Genomic DNA, 18,555 nt, shown 5'->3' with positions numbered 1-18,555 from the left:
AACGTCAGCCGCCCAGTATTTTCGATTCAATCAGAGGTTCCCTAAGTAAATGCTGATTTATTCCATCCTTGGAATAAATCAGCGCGCTCATCGCGGTACACGCCCGCGATGGCGCTCACGAATCAAAAGACTTACGTCTTTGCTCGTGTTGGGGCATCCTGCCCCAAGCGGGAAGCACTGAATAAATCAGCGCTTCCCTAAGTAAATGCTGATTTAATCCATCCTTGGAATAAATCAGCTCGCTCATCGCGGTACACGCCCGCGATGGCTCTCACGAATCAAAGACTGACGTCTTTGTTCGTGTTGGGGCATCCTGCCCCAAGCGGGAAGCACTGAATAAATCAGCGCTTCCCTAACTTATTTCAGGCCCAGCACATCCTGCATGTCGTACAGCCCCGGCGGCTGATTCTTCAACCAGATCGCTGCACGTACGGCGCCCTGGGCAAAGGTCATCCGGCTGGATGCCTTGTGCGTCAGTTCGATTCGCTCGCCGATCCCGGCAAACAGCACCGTATGGTCGCCCACCACATCGCCCCCGCGTACCGTCGCGAACCCGATGGTTTGCGGATCCCGAGCACCCGTGTGTCCTTCACGACCGTAAACGGCCACTTGAGCCAGATCACGACCGTAGGCTTCGGCCACCGCCTCGCCCAGACGCAGAGCCGTACCGGAGGGTGCATCGACCTTGTGCCGATGATGCGCCTCGATGATTTCCACATCGTAGCTTTCACCGAGCAGACGGGCGGTTTGCGCCACCACTCCGAGCAGGACATTGACACCAATACTCATGTTTGGCGCGAAAACGAGCGGAATGTCCTTCCCGGCTTCCGCCAGCATGGCCTTTTGTTCGGCACTAAAGCCGGTCGTACCGATGACCATGGCCCGACGCTCTGCACGGCAAACCGCCAGATTGGCCAGCGTCGCCTCAATCGAAGTGAAGTCGATCAAAACATCAAAATAGGACGAAACACGGGAAAGATCATCGTCAATCGCACAGTTCAGAATGCCGATGCCCGCCAAGAGCCCGGCATCCTGCCCGATCAGCGGGCTACCCTGTCGAACCAGGGCCGCTCCCAGCGTCGCTTCCGGACTTTGCACCGTCGCTTCCACCAGGACGCGGCCCATCCGCCCGTTCACTCCCGCCACTGCAATTCTGCACGCCATACTTTCCACTCCTGAAATTCGATTCTCGATAATGACGGCAATCATACCGTGAATGCCTGCCGCCATGACGGCGACGAAATAACCCATCAGCAACTTCGTGATGCAATCGGGTGGCGAATGGATTATTGTTTAAGGCGATATAGATGCAAAACCATAACGATTATTAATCTACTGATAAAAAATGAAATTCATCGCCGCCAACGAGCTGAAACCCCGTTTTCAAAATGCCCCCAATCCTATCCTGATCGACATGAGCCAACCCGGTCAGCCACCTCTGGCCGAGGCACAGTGGGTCGACTTCAATCAGATCGTCCGCAATGAGGGCGATCGAGCCGGCCTGCTGCCAGATAACGACAATTTCAACCAGGCACTGATGCACACCGGCATAACGCCGGATTCGACGGTCTTTATCTTCGACGACTGCCAGGGCCTCGCCGCTTCCCGTCTGGCCTGGTCACTGGCGCTGTGCGGTCTTGAGGAAATTTACCTCATTGACGGTGGCCGTGAAGCCTTGCTGGCCGAGGGCTGGCCACTGGCAACCGCAACTGCCGCACACAAACCCGCAAGTGAACTGGCCTACGATTTCTCGGAACACCATTGCGACGCTCAAACCATCGCCGAACAACTGGGCAAACCGGACGGGTGGATCATCGTCGATGCGCGCAGTGAAGAAGAGTATCGCGGCACGGACAGACGATCCCGCAACGCCGGACACATTCCCGGCGCCATCCATTTTGACTGGCAATGGTTTTTCGATCCGGAAAAACCAGGGTTTTTACTACCCGATGACACCATTCGAGCGCGGCTGCAAGAAAAAGGCATTCCTGCTCTTCCCGAAGAAAAAGCAAAAACCCTTGTCGTCTATTGCCAGAGCCACCGCCGATCGAGCCTGATGTTCTGCGTGTTCAAGCACTTAGGCTTTGAGGATGTGCGCGGCTACCCCGGCGCTTGGTCCGATTGGGGCAACCGGGATGAGCTTCCCATTGAAATATAGTTTGGGAAGTATAGTTGGGGAAAAATAGCGGGCTTCAAAGACCGCCGCACATGATCGCGACTCCACGGTCCTGATCGTATGGCCCCGGCCATACGATTACTGGGGTTGTTCCTTGCGCATCAGGGTCAGAATGCCGCGCATGAGATCATTTGGTGTGGGCGGGCAACCGGGCAGATGCAGATCCACCGGAATGACCCGGCTGACGCCACCACAGGTCGCGTAATTGCTGCCGAATTCCCCACCGTTGCAGGCGCAGTCGCCGCTGGCGATTACGAAGCGCGGATTGGCCATGGCACGCCAGGTTCGCCGGAGCGCGGTTTCCATGTGCCGCGACACCGGGCCGGTGACCAGTAAGAGATCGGCATGCCGTGGCGAGGCGACGAAGTGAATGCCGAAACGCGCGATGTCGTAATAAGGATTGCCGAGTGCGTGTATTTCCAGTTCGCAGGCGTTGCAGGAACCGGTATCCACTTGACGAATCGCCAGGCTGCCACCCAATCGCTGATCGATGATTCGCTTGACCTCTTTGCCGAGTGCCTCGATCTCATCGGCCGCCGGTGGGGCTTCGGTGAGGGTGCCGGTCTGCCAGATTTTCCTGAGGATTTTTTGCATGTTTCTTGTCCTACAAATCCTGTCCGGAATAGCTGATGTTGACGGATTTATTGCAGACCGGGAAGTCCGGCACGATATTGCCCAAAACCAGATGTTCCAGCGCCGGCAAGCTGAACCAGCTCGGATCGCGCGGGAAAAAGCGCGCCACGCGGCCATCCTCGTCAAAACGCACAAAGCTTGTGATTTCGCCGCGCCAGCCTTCCACCACAGCCAACCCCTCACTCGAACGCACCGACTGCGGCCAGTCCACCGCGATTGGACCTGCCGGAAGCGACTGTATCAGCCGGTTTATCAGATTCAGCGAATCGCGGATCTCGTCCGCCCGAATCTGCAGCCTGGCTGCGACATCCCCTTGTGTCCTGCAGGGTGAATGCACCTCAAGCCCATCATAGGGCGCATAGCCATGATCGCGCCGGACATCAAAATCCTGACCACTGGCCTTGCCCACATACCCGGTCACACCCAGCATCTGCGCCAGTTCGGCGGTCAGAAACCCTGTGTCAACCAGTCGATCCTCCAGTGAGGAATGGTCGTCGATAATGGCCAGCAGATCGTCCAGCGCACGCGAGAGTGTGGAAAGTTGCGGTTTGATGATGCTTTCCCATTGCTCGGGGAGATCCCGGCAGACGCCACCGGGCACGATGACATCCATCAGCAGACGATGGCCGAAGATGGCCAGGTTGCCGCGCAGCCATTGTTCGCGCAGACGGCCAAATTGCTGATGCGCGAACGCAAAACCCACATCGTTGCAGATGCCACCGATATCGCCCAGATGATTGGCGATGCGCTCGCACTCGGCAAGCAGCGCGCGCAGATGCAAGGCTCTTGGCGGTACATCCACGCCGGCCGCGCGCTCCATGGCCATGCAGGCCGCCCAGGCGTGCGCCACGGTAGAGTCGCCGGACACGCGTCCCGCCAGTCGGGCCAGCCCGGAGGCATCACGACCCACGGCAATCTTTTCAATGCCCTTGTGCGTGTAACCCAGCCGCGCTTCCAGACGCAGTACCTGTTCGCCGACGGCCTGAAAACGAAAGTGCCCCGGCTCAATGATACCGGCATGAACCGGCCCGACGGGTATTTCGTAGACGCCGTTGCCCAAAATTCGCTCGAAAGGATAATCCACATCGGCGGGTGCCCGTTTGGGCGAATCTCCGCCAACGGGAAAATCCGAGCGAAGCGGATAAACATCTTCCGGCCAGGCGCAATGCCGGGTCCAGCGGCGCGCATCGGGATGATCCTGAAAATCGACGCCCAACAGGTCATGCAGATGGCGTTCCAGCCGGTCGGCTGCCGGGAAATACGGCGTGTGCGAAGCCAATACGGGGGCTTGCAATGGCACCTCGGTCATCAGCACCAGATAATCACCCTCATGGGCGAGCACGGCGTAAATTCTCACCTGTTCATCGACTGGATCGCCCCATAGACCAGCCCAGCGATAACCGGATGCGGACGCGACCCGTGCGGCCCGGCCCCAGTCTTCGGCATCGAGATGCAAACAATGCGCCGGCGCCAGCAGGATCGGATCACTGTGCAGGATGGCTACCCGCTCCTCTGCCAGAAGCGTGATAAATCCGGGCAACCAGTCAAAACGGTTCATAACAGGTGCGCCCCCGAGATCAGTTGCGTGGCCCGATCAAGCCATTGCGCCAAAAAAACGGGAATGGACAAACCGAGCCACAATACCAGCCCAAGATGCACGATGACGGGCAACATGTTGGCGTCCACCGGCTGCTGTCCTTCGGGCGCAGGCCCGTACACCATGGGATGAAGATGGCGGAACAAGCCGGCAAACGCAATCGCCAATCCTGTCACCAGAATCACCGTAAACCATGGCTGACTTTGCATCGTGGCGGTCAGCAACAGAAATTCACTGGTGAACACACCGAACGGCGGAAAACCGGCGATGGCCGCGACACCGATCAGCAAGCCCCAACCCACCGCTGGCTGGGTGCGAATCAGGCCACGAATATGATTGATGGACTGGGTTCCGGCAATGTGCGCAGCGTGGCCGACGGTGATGAAGATGGCTGATTTGGTTAGCGAATGCACCAACATGTGCAACAAGGCGCCGAAAGTGGCCAGTGGCCCGCCGAGGCCGAAGGCAAAGGTCATCAGGCCCATGTGCTCGATCGAGGAATAACTGAACATGCGCTTGATGTCACGCTGGCGGTGCAGGAACAGCGCTGCTACCAAAAATGATACCAAGCCGAATCCCATCAACAGATGACCGGCCAGATGTGGTGTTTGTGTCGTCGACAATGAGCCATCCACCAGCATCTTCAGCCGGACAATGGCATACAAGGCCACATTGAGCAGCAAGCCGGAGAGCATCGCGGACATGGGTGTCGGGCCCTCCGAATGCGCGTCGGGCAGCCATTGATGCATCGGTACCAGTCCTACCTTCGTGCCATAGCCCACCAGCAGGAATACGAAAGCCAGAGACATGATGTCCGGTTGCAATTGCGGCGCCACCGAATGCAACACACTCCAGTTCAATCCCGCCGCCGGATCGGGGATGACATGCTGTGCGGCAAAATACAGCAGCACGGTGCCGAACAGCGCCAGCGCAATGCCAACCCCGCAAAGAATGAAATACTTCCAGGCGGCCTCGATGGCCTCGGGCGTGCGGTATAAAGACACCAGCAACACCGTGGCCAGAGTGGCGCCCTCCACGGACACCCACAAAACGCCCAGGTTATCGGTGGACAAGGCCAGCAACATGGTGAACATGAATGCCTGAAACATTGCATGGTACAGCCGCATCCCGCGTGGACTGATCCGCCCGCTGTCACAGACATGCCGCATATAGGGGCGGGAAAAAATGGAGGCGGTAAAGCCGACAAAAGCGGTCAATACAATGAGAAAAATATTGAACGCGTCCACGCGAAATAAAGAATTGGCCACCACGCCCGCTTTGGCCACATCGAATGCCAGAACAATCGAAGCGATCAATGCGGCGGCACTCAGCAGCACATTCAGCCAACCGGCCCAGGATAGACGGCTGAACCAGGGCAGAAGCAGGGCGCCGACCAAAGGCGTGAGCACGGTCAATATCAGCGGGCTCATGGCTCGTCCCCCGTGCGTTCAGTGAGTCGATTCATGCGGTCCACGTCGAGCGAGTCGATGCCCTCGCGGATCTGGAAGAAGAACACACCAAACAGCACCATGGCCACCAGCACATCGAAGGCCACGCCCAATTCGACCACCAGCGGCATACCCGCCGTAGCCGATACCGCGGCCAAGAACAAACCGTTCTCCATGGACATGAAACCCAGCACCTGCGCCACCGCCTGGGTACGAACCACCATCATCAACAGGCCGATGAGCACGACCGCCAGACTCACGGCTACGATATTACGGGTGAACTGCATTTCCGCTTGCACCAGAGGCAATACAAGCCAATAGCTGAAGATGACCAACCCCAATGCGGCCATGATCACCAGGGCCGGATGAGATAAGGATTCCCGATGACGATCCAGTTCGAGCCGGCGCACCTGACGGTGCAGCATCCAGGGAATCAAGAGCGCCTTCAAGCCCAGTGTGAGTATGGCGGAGAAATAAAGATGACCATGACCATCGCTGGCGGCAACGAGTGCTGTCACCATGGCCACGAGAAAACCTTGCCACGCAAAGGCATGAATGGCCGCCACCAGCCGCACTTGCCCCAACAGCACGAAGGAGCTGAACATCACCGCCGCCGCGAGGACGATAATCAGTTGTTGCAGTAGCGACAACAGCGCCATGTTCATGAACCCACCTCCAGAATCACATGACTCATCAGACCCAGCAAAGCCAGCAGCAAGGCCAGATTGAGAAAAGCCGGAACCCGGAATAAGCGCATTTTTGCCAGCACCGTCTCACTCACCGCCAGCGCCACCCCCAACAAGGCGAGCTTGACCACAAGCAGCACAAAGGCCATGCCAAGCATATCGGGGCGGATGCTCTGAGCAATCCCCCAGGGCAGGAACACATTGACCAGCAGCGCCGCATACAGCAGCAACTTGAGTTGTGCCGCCCACTCCATCAACGCCAGATGACGGCCTGAATACTCCAGAATCATCGCTTCGTGAATCATGGTGAGTTCGAGGTGAGTGGAGGGATTATCCACCGGGATACGACCGGTTTCGGCGATCGCCACCAAGACCAGCGCGGCCAGAGCAAATAGATACGAGGGGCGCAGGAAAGGCTCACCGAGTAGTTGATATTCCACCACGCTGGCCAGATTGGTACTGTGCGCGGTCATGGCCAGGGTAAATACCGCCATCAGCATGGCAGGCTCGGCGAGCGCCGAGACAAACATCTCACGCGAAGCCCCCATGCCACCGAACGCCGTGCCAACATCCATACCCGCCAAGGCCAGAAAAAAACGGGCCAGACCCAGCAGACCGGCGATCACGATAACATCGGCCATGGCTGCGGTCGGCAGGTCCGTGCTGAGCAGCGGAATCGCCGCTGCCGCCAGCCAGGTGGCGACAAACACGATATAAGGAGCGGCACGAAACAACAGCGATGCCGTGTGCGCCATGCGCGCCTCTTTGGCAAACAGCTTGTACAGATCCCGGTAGGGCTGCCAGATCGGCGCCCCACGACGGTTCTGCAAACGGGCCTTGACCTTGTGTACCCAACCAACCAGCAACGGTGCCAGCGCCAGATACAATAAGGACTGAATCAATGCGAATCCCCAGGCAGCCATCGTCACACCACCAGCCATAACAACAGCAGTAAAGTAGCCAAGGTCCAGCCGAGATAGGTACGGATACTGCCGGATTGCAGACGCACCACCTGTCGCGACGACCATTCGACCCAGCGCGCGATCGGCGCGTACAACAAGCCCCAGGCCCGGTCAACCACTTGCAAATAATAACGCCGTCGGCCGTCCTGCTGCGTTTCAACCCCGTCACTGATCTGGAACAACAGCCCAAATATCCGTCGAATCGGCTGCACAAAGGCCGTGCCGGTGTACTGCATCGATGGCGTGGGCGGAGCATAGCCGCAATCCCAGGCATCGCCTAAACGCACCCGACGAGCGCCCCGCCCGACCAGCCATAAGCCAAGCACAAGGGCGACAAACAGGATCATGGCCACCAAAGGCGCGCCATAACTCGCTGTCTGCTGAGAAATGGGCGTCAGCCATAGCCAGCCATGTGCCGATACCTGTGACAGACCCTGCCCCAGCATTTCACGCGGCACGGCATTGATCAAATCGATAAAGAAAGTCGGCAGAACCCCGAGCAACAGGCATAAGAACGCCAGAATACCTTGACCGGCCCGCATACTGAGCGGCACCCTGCGCGCACGGCGCACGGCGCGACTGCGTGCCTGCCCCAGAAAAGCCACGCCATAAACCTTGACGAAGGTCGCGGCTACCAACGCGCCGGTAAGTGCCAGCAATGAGGCTACGATCGGCACGATGCTGCGCAACACCCCCCCTTCCAGTTGCCAGGCCTGCAGCGCGGCCTGAAAACTCAGCCACTCTGAAACAAAACCATTGAACGGCGGCAGTGCCGCAATGGAAATACTGCCCACGAGAAAGAAGAAGCCCGTCCAGGGCATGCGGCGCAGCAGCCCCCCCATTTTCTCCAGATCGCGTTCATTCGCGCTGTGCAAAATGGCGCCCGCCCCGAGAAACAGCAGCCCCTTGAACAGGGCATGATTGATGCAGTGATAAAGCGCCGCGACAAAAGCAAAGGTAGCGATAAGAGGATGACCTTCGGCGAGAAACAACAGCGCCAAACCCAGGCCGATAAAGATAATGCCGAGATTTTCCACGGAACTGTAGGCCAGCAGGCGCTTGAGATCATTCTGCATCAGCGCCAGCAACACACCGATGATCGCAGACAGGCTGCCGACGATCAGCACCGCGACACCCCACTGCCAGTGAACAGTACCGATCAGATCGAAGACAAACCGGATAAAACCATAAACCGCCACCTTGAGCATCACGCCGGACATGAGCGCTGAAATATGGGATGGCGCAACCGGATGGGCCTCTGGCAACCAGGCGTGTAACGGTACCAATCCGGCTTTCATGCCGAAACCGATAAAGGCCAGCACGAAAGCGACGCTGGCCCAACCGAAGGAAAGAGGCGCGCCGCGCATTGCTTCAAAAGTGAAACCGCCACCGAAGGAAGCCAGCACCCCGAAACCCAGCAGGATGCTCAGACCACCTATATGAGCCATGAGCAGATAAAGAAATGCCGCGCGCCGGTTGGCGGCGGAATCATGATGCCAGGCGACGAGAAAATAGCTCGACAGCGACATCAGTTCCCAGGCCACCATGAACATGAAGGCGTCATCGGCCAGAACCACCAGCATCATGCCCGCGAGGAACAGCCCGGTAAACCCGCCCAGCACGCGCAGTGAGTCCTTCCCTCCCTCAAAACCGCGCACATAACCGGGTGCGTAAATGCCGACGGCAAAACTCACCACACCGATAATGCTGAGGAAGAAGCCGGACAGGACATCCATGCGAACCTGCCAGGGTAACCACGGCAGGCCAAGCGGCAGTTGGGCGGTTGCCACCCCGCCATTGATCAGGGCGACCAAACCCGCTGCCAGTGCAACCAGACCCGAAAGGGTAAATAGTGGCATGGCCACACGCCGGCGGATGGTGGCGGGGAAAAAAGACACCAACGCGGACAAGAGCGACAGACCAATAGCGCCCTCTGCCAACTGCAAAGCAAGCGTGATGCTCATGGCATCGCTCCTTCGACCTGTTTCAGGCGCACACCACGACCGCCTGCGGTGCTCGTGGCGTTTTCGTTGATCAACACCACGCCCGCGCGTTCCAAGGCATCGACAACACGGGTCAGCGAATCCACATGACCACGCACTTGCCCGTTGCTGGCTTCCATGCGCTGGATGGTCGGCAACGACAGACCGGATGCCTCGGCCAGAGTACGCTGATCGATGCCGATCAGGGCACGGGCGGCGCGAATTTGAGCGGCTGTAATCATGTTAATAACTTCAATGTTTAATGATCAGACATCAGTTAAGGAGCATTATACCTCAGTATCGCGAAGCATTCCTAGAGAGGGTCTTCAGGTAAAACAGAACATTGTTATAAGGCAAGCGATAGACTCAAAGCCTGAAAAAATGCGAGCGGTAGTACAGCAACTCGGCGATTGAACCGCGAATGTCGTCCAGCGCCTGGTGGCTGGCGTTCTTCCTGAAACCCTGCATCATTTCCGGATTCCACCGTCGGGCCAGCTCCTTGACGGTCGACACGTCCAGATTACGGTAGTGGAAAAATTGTTCCAGTTGCGGCATCAAGCGCACCATGAAACGCCGATCCTGACAGATGCTGTTCCCGGCCATCGGCGATTTACCCGGCACGACCCATGCCTGCAAAAATTCCAAGGTTTGTAATTCCGCCTGGCGCATCGAAGTCGTGCTCGCCAGTACGCGTGCGATCAGGCCGCTTTCGCCGTGGGTGCGGCGATTCCACTCGTCCATTCTGTCGAGCGTGCTTTTCGGATGGTGGATGGCGATCACGGGCCCCTCCGCCAGAATATTCAGGTGCTTGTCCGTGACCAGCGTCGCCATTTCAATAATGGTATCCGTCATCGGATCAAGCCCGGTCATTTCAAGGTCGATCCAGATCAGGTTTTCGGTCGGTTCAGGCGTATTCATGGGCGTACTCGTGACTTCGTGGAACCGCAACAGCCTAACACGAAACCAAGGTTTCTCTGCGCCAAGAGGGGTGTTCCTTTATAATCGCGGCGGTCGCTTGTCACGTTTCTTTTCACCACGCGCACAATGGCGCCCTCGCCTTGTTTTGAGCGGGGCCAAAATTTCCAATCAACACCCAGGAAGCCCTTGATGACGGATGTGCTCGATCAGGAAAAACCTGCCGAAATTGCCACGCTGATTCGCGATATCCGCGAAATCATGGCGCGCAACCGGTTGGTTGAAAGCCTAGTCGATCGTTCGGATGAACCGAATCACGCGCTGGTCGAGCGCATCGTGCACAAGCAGAACCTGACGCGGCTGGCCCAGAAGCTGGAAAAACTCCATCCGGCCGATATCGCTCTGATTCTGGAGGCTTTGCCCAACGAGGATCGACTCGCGATCTGGGAACTCGTCCGTCCCGACCAGGACGGCGATGTACTGCTCGAAGTCTCGGACTCAGTGCGCGCCAGTCTGCTGGCGACCATGGACCGGGACGAGCTGATCAATGCGGCCAATTCGCTGGAAGCCGATGAACTGGCTGACCTCGCCCCCGATCTGCCCGATCACGTCCTGCAGGATGTGTTCACCGCCCTGCCGCTGGAGGAGCGGGAACAGCTCAAGTTCGCCCTGTCCTACGCCGAGGATACCGTCGGCGCATTGATGGATTTCGACCTTGTAACCGTGCGCGCCGATGTACGCATCGAAGTGATCCTGCGCTACCTGCGGCGCATGGAAGACCTGCCCGACCATACCGACAAACTTTTCGTGGTCGATCGCCTGGGCAAATTTCAGGGCGTGCTTTTCCTCAAGACCTTGCTTCTGAGCGATCCTGAACAGGAGGTTTCAGAGGTCATGGCACGCGATGTGGTGCGTTTTCACCCCGAAGACAAGGCACGGGAAACCGCGGATGCGTTCGAACGCTACGATCTGATCAGCGCACCGGTCATTGATGAACAAGACCGGCTGATTGGCCGCGTAACCGTCGATGCCGTGGTCGATTTCATTCGGGAAGCCAGCGATGAAGAGCGCTTGGCTCAGGTCGGTCTGCGTGAAGAGGAGGATATTTTCGCTCCCATCCTCAAAAGCGTGAAAAATCGCGCGCCGTGGCTGGCCATCAACCTGGTCACGGCCATGATTGCCTCCCGGGTGATCGGCCTGTTCGATGGTGCCATCGAACAGTTGGTTGCACTGGCCGCGCTGATGCCGATCGTCGCAGGGATGGGGGGAAATGTGGGGAATCAAACCATCACCATGATCGTCCGTGAATTGGCCTTCCGCAAACTGGATAACAGGGACATCCGCACCCTGTATAGCAAGGAACTACGTGTCGCCCTGATCAACGGGATCGTTTGGGGCGGCATTCTGGGCCTGATTACCTTCGCACTTTATCGAGACTCTGCGCTCTCGGCCGTCATGACAGCGGCCGTCAGCCTGAACTTCCTGACCGCCGCCTTTTTCGGTGTCACCATCCCCGTCACTCGGATGAGACTTGGCCGTGATCCCGCTCTGGGCAGCTCGGTATTGATCACGGCCATCACCGACTCCGGCGGGTTTTTTATCTTTCTGGGATTGGCCACGTTGTTCCTGCTCAAATGAAAATCAGACTGACCGACCGCCAAAAGAACCAGATCGCCAGCCGCCAGTCCGCACCGGACCAATCGCTGGAACAAGCCACCGTGATCACTCATCACGGCACCGAGCTCATCATCGAAAATGCGGAAGGCAAACTGCTACGCGCTACCGCACGCCGCACGCTGGGCGTGCTCACAACGGGCGACCGCGTGGGGTGGCGCACAGGGGAAGATGCCAGGGAAATCATCGAATTCGTCTATCCACGCAGCAACACACTGATTCGACCGGACACGCACGGCAAAGTGCGATTGATGGCGGCGAATATTGATCAGGTGCTGATCATCCTGGCCCCGACACCCTGGATGAACCCGAACGTGGTTGAACGCACCCTGGTAGCCGCCCTCGACCTGCCCGCCACCCCCATTATCGTATTGAACAAGGTCGATCTTCTGGCAACAACGCAAACCGAACACCGAAAGCTCATCGAGCAGACATTAGCCCTTTGGGCGGCGCAAGACATCGATATATTGCGCATCAGCACGAAAACCGGCGAAGGGATAGACGACCTGCTCGGCGTGCTGCACGACAAGATCTCCATGATGATCGGCTTATCCGGCGTGGGTAAAACATCCCTGGCCCGCAGCATCACCTCTCAGGCTGCCGCCGCTGCCGTCAACGAATTATCCAGCCACAGTCAGGAAGGTCAGCACACCACGCGACACAGCACCCTGTTTCGGCTCGATCACATGCAAGGCGGCCTGATTGACGCACCCGGCGTGCGAGATTTCGCCGTGGCAGCGCAAGACGCCCAAGCCATCGACCGCGCCTTTCCGGATATTCTGAAACTTGCCGAAGGCTGCCGGTTTTACAACTGCACCCACAGTCAAGAACCCAGCTGTGCCGTTCGGGCGGCAGTTGCGCATGGCCAACTGGACAGCCGGCGGTTTGAGAATTACCAATCGCTCAAGCGCGAGTGCCCCCAGTAATCAGCAAGCGATCAACCCGGCGGCCAGGTCATTTGTCGCCCGCCCAACAGATGCAGGTGCAGGTGATAGACCTCCTGCCCGCCATGATCCCGGCAATTGAATACCGTGCGATAACCTGCTTCTGCGATCCCTTCCTCGGCGGCCAGTTGCGCCGCAACGACAAACAACTCACCGATCAAAGGGGCGTCTTCCGCCTGTATATCATTCACGGTAGGAATGGGCTTTTTGGGAATAATCAGAATATGTACCGGTGCCTGGGGATTGATATCCCGGAAAGCCAGGACGCGATCATTTTCGAACACGATGTCGGCTGGAATTTCGCGGCGAATAATTTTTGAGAAAATCGTCTCACTCATGCAAAGCACCTAATAGCTCATGAACCGGGGCGATCAATGTAGGCCGCAACGGTAGCAAGCGTCAATGCAGTCGCTTTATGTTTGTTGTCGCCGTAGAGCAGGTACCCGCACATTTGGGCAATAGGTACCTAAAACAGAGTCACTTTGCTACAATCACGAGCGGTATTTTGGCAACACCAAGCAGGAGAATTAGAGTTTTCTTATCCTCCAATCAATAATTTCATTCTGAAACAGGGTGATAAAAGGGAACCGTTTGGGGTCAGAATCATCTAAAATCGCCAAACGCTTAGAAACAATCTGGCGTTCAGTTCGTGTGAAAAAAACAATTTAGGGGCATTCATGAAAAAAATTATCCTTGTAGCCGCTGTGGCGAGCATGATGACAGGCATCGCGCAAGCAGAAGACAAACCCAAGGCAGAAGTGATCGTCAACCCGAACGTTCAGTTTTTGGGACACACTGTACCGATGAACGGTTCTGACATTTTCGGCAAAATCAACATCATTCCGGTTGCCGTCGACAAAACCAAATTCATCGCGACCTTCAAGGGTAAAAACATTGCAGGCCCTCTGACTTTCTCCATCAACCAAGGCCGTTGCCGCGATGCAGCAACCAACAAGGTTAAATACCCACTGACCAACGTGGTTAACGGCAAGTCCGAGACCGTGGTTGACGTGAAAACCGCTTCGATCTTCGAAGGCGATGTTCTCTCATACACGCTGAAATCAGGCGACAAAGTCGTTTCCTGCGGCACCATCCAGTAACTCTGAATGAACCAACAAAAACCCCGCCATTGAGCGGGGTTTTTTATTGTCTTCATTTTATTGAAGCGGGTCTGTCTAAACGGCGCAGATTGGCCGAACGCATGACATTTCAGTTTCCAGCAATCATCAAAACCTGACCCGGTTTGAGTGGAGCCGAAGAATCAAGTCGGTTGGAAGCGACCAAATGCTGAACTGTCGTCGAAAACCGCCGGGCCACATTCCACAAGGTATCACCCTTCTGAACGACATAGTGTCCCGATGACTCGCCACTACTTTTCACTGGCTTGTTGTCCGCACGCAGATGTTCTTGTTTCGCAGCCACGATCAATTTCTGGCCCGGATGAATTGGATCCTTGGCCTTGAGGCCATTGATACGCTTCAAGTCCGCAAGGTCCATATCGAAACGGTGGGCCAATCCCCATAACGAATCCCCGCTTTGCACCGTATAAAGCTGGTCTGCGCCACTGGCCAACAGTTTCTTGCCGCGGCCCAAAGGAACAATGATCGTTTCTCCAGGGTGGGCATAGGCCGAACTCAAACGATTAACCTTGAGCAGCTCATCCACATCACAACCATAACGGTAGGCCAGCTTATGAAAATTATCGCCCCGGCGAAGAGTATAGCGACCCCAGTTCATGGCCGATTTCTCGGCTTCTTCCAGAGCGGTCGGCGTGAACTGTGACGCCAAACTCTTGGGCACCAGGAGGCTGGTCGTTTCCGGCCCGGTAATCAATTTATCGAAACCGGGATTCAGGTGAAAGAGCTCGTCATGCGACACGCCCGTCAGCGAAGCCAGTTTGTTCAGATTGACCGACTTATTCAGCGCGATTTCGGTCACCACAGACTGATTCGGGATCGGATAAGGGTGGAAGCCGTATTTCTCCGGATTACTGAAAATAATCACCAACGCATAAAGTCGCGCGGGGTAATCAGCCGTCTCCTTACTGATTCGGGTCAAATCCCAGAAATCGGTTGGCAGCCCTTTGGATTGGTTGTAGGCAATAGCATTCTGTAACGTGCCCTCACCACCATTATAGGAGGCGATAACAACGGGCCAATCGTCGTTGAACATGATCCGCAGACGCGTAAAATACTGCATTGCGGCATCGGTGGATGCCTTGATATCTCGCCTGCCGTCATACCAGACCGTTCGCCGCAACCCGAAATGGTCCCCCGTGCTCCGAACAAACTGCCAGATACCCGCTGCGTTACTGGATGAGACGGCGCCAGGACGATAAGCACTCTCAACAATCGGCAACAAGGCCAGTTCCAGCGGGAGATTATTGGCCTGCAAATCAGCCACGATCATATGCAGATAAGGCTTTGCACGTTCAGTAACACGCTCAAGGTAATCAATATGGCTGGAATAAAATGCCAGTTGTTGCTGAACCCGAGGGTTATTGGGAATCGGCAGGGTGAATCGAGCCGCGATGTAGTGCCAGAGGTTGCCATCATTCATCCAGGCCGCCTTCCGCGCACTTTGCTCTGGCGTGTTAATGGCGGGCAGGATGCTGTAATCCACGTCGTCAGAAGAAGAACCATCATCTACGGCACTGGACGCCATCGGCGCATTACCTGCTGTTTGCGGTAGATTGGCGCAACCGCTCAAAGCAAGCAAAGCAGGCAGGACGAGAAGGGTGAGAAAACGTAGCAAGACGCTTCGCTGCGGCCGTTCGGCGCGACGATACGCCAATCTTTTGCCCATGAAAATCGTAGCGGGATGGATCATTATTCAGTGATTCTGTGCGTGACGGGGGAGAAGCGGCAAATCATCAAACTCATCCTTCCAGCAACGTAGCGTCCAAAAGGCATCTGCATCGCTGAGCGATTCGCTTCCGGCATGTTTCAGAATCGCAGCACGTAAGGATGGTTCACGAATCCGCAGGAACGGGTTGATTTGTTTCTCCATGGACATCGAAGTTGGCACGCTCGGCAAGCCCGCCGCGCGCGCTTCTTTCACTTCGCGAATTCGTTCGACGATCGATTCATTGTTCGGTTCGGCGTAATGCGCAAATCGGAGGCTATCAGCGGTATATTCGTGCCCACAATAGATCATCGTAGCGTCCGGCAAGCTCGAAAGACGATCCAGACTCGCCAACATCTGTTCGGGAGAACCCTCGAACAAACGCCCGCAACCCGCTGAAAAAAGGGTATCGCCCACAAAGGCGGCCCCGTCAGAGATCAGGCTGATATGCCCCAGGGTATGACCGGGTGTATGCCAAGCCTGAAATCGACCAATGTGTGGCAAATCAAAGGTTTCAAGATCGGCCAATGGGTTTGTCACCCAGGTTTTGGCTTCAAGAGAGGGGCCATATACCGGCACGGGATAGCGGGCTTTCAACCCGGCGACACCCTGGCAATGATCGGCATGATGATGTGTCAGCATGATGGCCGAGAGGCTAAGATTGCGCTGCTCGATTTCTGCCAGAACCGGTGCGGCTTCACCCGGATCGACCACGGCACAATGCCCTTGATCACCTTCGATCAGCCAGACATAGTTATCGGACAGGACGGGAATTGCGTGAATCCGCACAGTATCGCTCCTCCAACGTGCCCCGAACCCTACGGCAACCGGTTACACCATCGTCATTAAAAACTGGTGACAGTGTACGAATATGACAACGGAGGTCAATCACCAATACCACGGGTCACGCCATTAACAGGCATTACTTGTCGTTTCAGGTCAAACAGAGGAGAACAACGGATTGAAATTTAACGACTCAATCCCTGCAGAATACCCTGAACATCGATCGATTGCGTGGGCAATGCAAGCAGGCTTGGTTCCGGAGATTTCTCGCTGATGGATTCAAGCCGATAAGCCTGACCGTAGCGCAACACACCCCATCCCTTGCGCAGAAATTCGATCATTCGGGCATCGCGCCCCTTGTTCGCAGCCACGGCCATATTTTGCAAAGCTCGTGTCAACTCAACCACTACCGGCGCATGGGATAGCACAGCGACATCAGTATGTGACTTTCCCTGCTGATCGACCCATACCACCCGATATTGCTCGCCTCGAATACCGGCGATGGTTTCCTGATGCCCGGTGGCCTCGAAACGGCTGACCGAACTGGCCATTTCATGATTGATCTGGTCAAGAACGCCAGCCCCCTGCCCCAAGGCCTGGGCGAGTTGGTCAGCACTCGCAACCGAGGCGACGACCGACAGGCCGCCGATCTGAGAGATCGCATACAGTGACCCCTGATGCAGCAGAATTTCCGCGGGTGGATGGGTCAGGTCCATGCGCAGGGCGCGGTCATTCAGCCAGACCAGTGTTGTTTGCTCGACTCGACCATTTTGCTCGGTCTGCAGCATGGCTTGCCCCGCCGCCTGCACGGGCGCAGCCAATAAAAAATACAGGCTCAATATTCCAAAAATGATTCGCATGACGACTCCTGCTGTTGTAACCCCTGAGTCCACGCAGAGGCGATGAGATGACATCACCATGAAGCGGCTGATGAAAGATGTAGCGCCGAAAATCCGTGGGAAAAAATGGGGGCTAATCCAGTGTCCGCGTCAGCACAAGTGCATCCTCGCGCCCGTCTTTGGCCGGGTAATAGGCTTTTCTGAGACCGACCTGCTCGAATCCGTGGGCGGAGTACAACTGCCTCGCTGCTGCGTTCCCCTCTCGAACCTCAAGCCAGAGGCTATCCACCTCGGCTTTTTTCGCTTGTTCGATCATGTATTCCAACAGCAATCGACCAATGCCTCGGCGCTGCCTTTTCGGGTCGACGCACAGATTCAACAGATGCCATTCATTGAGAATGGGCATCACCACACTGAAACCAAGTAATGTTGACCCATCATACGCGCCATCAAGGTAATAACCCGATCGAATGCAGTCCTTGAAAACGCGCTCGGACCACGGAAAGATATGCGCCGCCTGCTCAATCCGTTGCACGGCGGGCAAATCTTCTTCATCCAGGGAGAGTATGTGTGCAATGGGAGGGGGCACAGGTGAAACTACAGGACTCTGATCGATTTGCCCATTCATGCGTTCGAACCTACCAGCAAACGCCACAGAGCACGCTTGGCCTGTCCGCTCCGCCTGAGCTCTGCAAGCGACCAGGTCAGCCCGTTGCAATGAACCGAGGGTGGCTGTTCTTCCGATGCAGATTGATGTATCGCCGTCTTCCCCGAGGGAAGACAACGCGAGATGGCCGAAACCAGTTTTGAGAATTCGGCACCGTTTGCGGCAATGAAGCACAAACCCGCAACCGGCACCGGTTCGGCCCCGGAAACTTCTGCAACTTTCGGTGAATCCGCCAGAGGAATGCGCTGTTCCGCGGCTGGGGCATCGAATGAAGCAGCATCAGTTTCTAATGAAATAACCGGCTCGGACGAATGACCCGGCCATGGCGCTCGCAACACCCACTGCTCGATACCCAACCAGTGAAGTGCCGGGATGCTATCCATTCACGCGCTGCCGGGACAAAAC

19 protein-coding genes are annotated in these 18,555 nt (G+C 56.6%); 4 read left to right on the top strand and 15 right to left on the bottom strand.

Annotation, left to right across the window (positions count from 1 at the left end; all coding sequences use genetic code 11):
• Nucleotides 1-357: 357 nt before the first annotated feature.
• The gene (dapB, locus tag PHD44_RS06255; RefSeq protein ID WP_300189311.1) at nt 358-1,164 is read right to left on the bottom strand and encodes a 4-hydroxy-tetrahydrodipicolinate reductase; all 807 of its coding nucleotides are present in this window, start codon (nt 1,162-1,164) and stop codon (nt 358-360) included.
• Nucleotides 1,165-1,345: 181 nt separating this feature from the next.
• On the opposite strand from dapB, the gene PHD44_RS06250 reads away from it, so the two are divergent.
• The gene (locus PHD44_RS06250) at nt 1,346-2,158 is read left to right on the top strand and encodes a sulfurtransferase (protein WP_300189303.1); all 813 of its coding nucleotides are present in this window, start codon (nt 1,346-1,348) and stop codon (nt 2,156-2,158) included.
• 96 nt (nt 2,159-2,254) lie between these two features.
• On the opposite strand, the gene PHD44_RS06245 is transcribed toward PHD44_RS06250, so the two are convergent.
• The 8 genes from PHD44_RS06245 to orn form a co-directional block, all read right to left on the bottom strand.
• Nucleotides 2,255-2,770 (bottom strand): NADH-quinone oxidoreductase subunit NuoB, encoded by a 516-nt coding sequence (locus tag PHD44_RS06245; RefSeq protein WP_300189300.1) that lies wholly within the window; start codon nt 2,768-2,770, stop codon nt 2,255-2,257.
• 10 nt (nt 2,771-2,780) lie between these two features.
• Nucleotides 2,781-4,367 (bottom strand): NADH-quinone oxidoreductase subunit C, encoded by a 1,587-nt coding sequence (locus PHD44_RS06240; protein ID WP_300189297.1) that lies wholly within the window; start codon nt 4,365-4,367, stop codon nt 2,781-2,783.
• A complete protein-coding gene (locus PHD44_RS06235) occupies nt 4,364-5,836 on the bottom strand; it encodes a hydrogenase 4 subunit F (RefSeq protein WP_300189293.1) in 1,473 nt (490 codons plus the stop codon). The genes PHD44_RS06240 and PHD44_RS06235 overlap by 4 nt, the downstream gene beginning before the upstream one ends.
• A complete protein-coding gene (locus tag PHD44_RS06230; protein WP_300189290.1) occupies nt 5,833-6,519 on the bottom strand; it encodes a formate hydrogenlyase in 687 nt (228 codons plus the stop codon). Before PHD44_RS06230 ends, PHD44_RS06235 begins: the two co-directional genes overlap by 4 nt.
• Nucleotides 6,516-7,463, bottom strand: coding sequence for an NADH-quinone oxidoreductase subunit H (locus PHD44_RS06225; protein WP_300189287.1), 948 nt, complete (start codon nt 7,461-7,463; stop codon nt 6,516-6,518). The genes PHD44_RS06230 and PHD44_RS06225 overlap by 4 nt, the downstream gene beginning before the upstream one ends.
• 2 nt (nt 7,464-7,465) lie before the next feature.
• Nucleotides 7,466-9,466 carry a hydrogenase 4 subunit B gene (gene hyfB, locus PHD44_RS06220; RefSeq protein ID WP_300189284.1) on the bottom strand — a complete coding sequence of 667 codons (2,001 nt, stop codon included), beginning with the start codon at nt 9,464-9,466 and terminating at the stop codon, nt 7,466-7,468.
• On the bottom strand, nt 9,463-9,726 hold the full coding sequence (locus tag PHD44_RS06215) for a helix-turn-helix transcriptional regulator (RefSeq protein ID WP_300189282.1): 264 nt from the start codon (nt 9,724-9,726) through the stop codon (nt 9,463-9,465). The genes hyfB and PHD44_RS06215 overlap by 4 nt, the downstream gene beginning before the upstream one ends.
• A 124-nt stretch (nt 9,727-9,850) precedes the next feature.
• Nucleotides 9,851-10,402, bottom strand: coding sequence for an oligoribonuclease (gene orn, locus PHD44_RS06210; RefSeq protein WP_300189280.1), 552 nt, complete (start codon nt 10,400-10,402; stop codon nt 9,851-9,853).
• A gap of 189 nt (nt 10,403-10,591) precedes the next feature.
• On the opposite strand from orn, the gene mgtE reads away from it, so the two are divergent.
• A complete protein-coding gene (mgtE, locus tag PHD44_RS06205) occupies nt 10,592-12,037 on the top strand; it encodes a magnesium transporter (RefSeq protein WP_300189277.1) in 1,446 nt (481 codons plus the stop codon).
• A complete protein-coding gene (gene rsgA / locus PHD44_RS06200; protein ID WP_300189275.1) occupies nt 12,034-12,999 on the top strand; it encodes a ribosome small subunit-dependent GTPase A in 966 nt (321 codons plus the stop codon). Before mgtE ends, rsgA begins: the two co-directional genes overlap by 4 nt.
• Nucleotides 13,000-13,010: 11 nt before the next feature.
• Here the strand turns inward: rsgA and PHD44_RS06195 are convergent, their stop codons facing one another.
• Nucleotides 13,011-13,355 carry a histidine triad nucleotide-binding protein gene (locus PHD44_RS06195; protein WP_300189273.1) on the bottom strand — a complete coding sequence of 115 codons (345 nt, stop codon included), beginning with the start codon at nt 13,353-13,355 and terminating at the stop codon, nt 13,011-13,013.
• Nucleotides 13,356-13,694: 339 nt separating this feature from the next.
• Here PHD44_RS06195 and PHD44_RS06190 point away from each other — a divergent pair, with 339 nt between their 5' ends.
• Nucleotides 13,695-14,117, top strand: a complete 423-nt coding sequence (locus PHD44_RS06190) for a hypothetical protein (RefSeq protein WP_300189271.1) — start codon at nt 13,695-13,697, stop codon at nt 14,115-14,117.
• 109 nt (nt 14,118-14,226) lie between these two features.
• Here the strand turns inward: PHD44_RS06190 and PHD44_RS06185 are convergent, their stop codons facing one another.
• The 5 genes from PHD44_RS06185 to PHD44_RS06165 form a co-directional block, all read right to left on the bottom strand.
• On the bottom strand, nt 14,227-15,846 hold the full coding sequence (locus PHD44_RS06185) for a LysM peptidoglycan-binding domain-containing protein (RefSeq protein ID WP_300189270.1): 1,620 nt from the start codon (nt 15,844-15,846) through the stop codon (nt 14,227-14,229).
• Nucleotides 15,847-15,849: 3 nt separating this feature from the next.
• A complete protein-coding gene (gene gloB / locus PHD44_RS06180) occupies nt 15,850-16,650 on the bottom strand; it encodes a hydroxyacylglutathione hydrolase (protein ID WP_300189268.1) in 801 nt (266 codons plus the stop codon).
• 179 nt (nt 16,651-16,829) lie between these two features.
• Nucleotides 16,830-17,504, bottom strand: coding sequence for a hypothetical protein (locus PHD44_RS06175; protein ID WP_300189267.1), 675 nt, complete (start codon nt 17,502-17,504; stop codon nt 16,830-16,832).
• A gap of 112 nt (nt 17,505-17,616) precedes the next feature.
• On the bottom strand, nt 17,617-18,111 hold the full coding sequence (gene rimI / locus PHD44_RS06170; RefSeq protein WP_300189266.1) for a ribosomal protein S18-alanine N-acetyltransferase: 495 nt from the start codon (nt 18,109-18,111) through the stop codon (nt 17,617-17,619).
• Nucleotides 18,108-18,533: a hypothetical protein gene (locus tag PHD44_RS06165; protein WP_300189264.1), complete on the bottom strand. Its 426-nt coding sequence runs from the start codon at nt 18,531-18,533 to the stop codon at nt 18,108-18,110. Before PHD44_RS06165 ends, rimI begins: the two co-directional genes overlap by 4 nt.
• Nucleotides 18,534-18,555 lie beyond the last annotated feature (22 nt).

Source organism: Halothiobacillus sp., from assembly GCF_028710545.1.
Lineage (GTDB): Bacteria > Pseudomonadota > Gammaproteobacteria > Halothiobacillales > Halothiobacillaceae > Halothiobacillus.
The sequence above is the reverse complement of the archived record's forward strand: the minus strand, read 5'-3'. Positions and strand labels throughout refer to the sequence as shown.

Coding starts and splice junctions, on each gene's coding strand:
- PHD44_RS06225 (WP_300189287.1), bottom strand. CDS start 7,463: ATGGCTGCCTGGGGATTCGCATTGATTCAGTCCTTATTGTATCTGGCG.
- hyfB (WP_300189284.1), bottom strand. CDS start 9,466: ATGAGCATCACGCTTGCTTTGCAGTTGGCAGAGGGCGCTATTGGTCTG.
- mgtE (WP_300189277.1), top strand. CDS start 10,592: ATGACGGATGTGCTCGATCAGGAAAAACCTGCCGAAATTGCCACGCTG.
- PHD44_RS06185 (WP_300189270.1), bottom strand. CDS start 15,846: ATGATCCATCCCGCTACGATTTTCATGGGCAAAAGATTGGCGTATCGT.
- rsgA (WP_300189275.1), top strand. CDS start 12,034: ATGAAAATCAGACTGACCGACCGCCAAAAGAACCAGATCGCCAGCCGC.
- PHD44_RS06165 (WP_300189264.1), bottom strand. CDS start 18,533: ATGGATAGCATCCCGGCACTTCACTGGTTGGGTATCGAGCAGTGGGTG.
- dapB (WP_300189311.1), bottom strand. CDS start 1,164: ATGGCGTGCAGAATTGCAGTGGCGGGAGTGAACGGGCGGATGGGCCGC.
- PHD44_RS06190 (WP_300189271.1), top strand. CDS start 13,695: ATGAAAAAAATTATCCTTGTAGCCGCTGTGGCGAGCATGATGACAGGC.
- PHD44_RS06235 (WP_300189293.1), bottom strand. CDS start 5,836: ATGAGCCCGCTGATATTGACCGTGCTCACGCCTTTGGTCGGCGCCCTG.
- PHD44_RS06245 (WP_300189300.1), bottom strand. CDS start 2,770: ATGCAAAAAATCCTCAGGAAAATCTGGCAGACCGGCACCCTCACCGAA.
- PHD44_RS06240 (WP_300189297.1), bottom strand. CDS start 4,367: ATGAACCGTTTTGACTGGTTGCCCGGATTTATCACGCTTCTGGCAGAG.
- orn (WP_300189280.1), bottom strand. CDS start 10,402: ATGAATACGCCTGAACCGACCGAAAACCTGATCTGGATCGACCTTGAA.
- PHD44_RS06250 (WP_300189303.1), top strand. CDS start 1,346: ATGAAATTCATCGCCGCCAACGAGCTGAAACCCCGTTTTCAAAATGCC.
- rimI (WP_300189266.1), bottom strand. CDS start 18,111: ATGAATGGGCAAATCGATCAGAGTCCTGTAGTTTCACCTGTGCCCCCT.
- PHD44_RS06230 (WP_300189290.1), bottom strand. CDS start 6,519: ATGAACATGGCGCTGTTGTCGCTACTGCAACAACTGATTATCGTCCTC.
- PHD44_RS06175 (WP_300189267.1), bottom strand. CDS start 17,504: ATGCGAATCATTTTTGGAATATTGAGCCTGTATTTTTTATTGGCTGCG.
- PHD44_RS06215 (WP_300189282.1), bottom strand. CDS start 9,726: ATGATTACAGCCGCTCAAATTCGCGCCGCCCGTGCCCTGATCGGCATC.
- PHD44_RS06195 (WP_300189273.1), bottom strand. CDS start 13,355: ATGAGTGAGACGATTTTCTCAAAAATTATTCGCCGCGAAATTCCAGCC.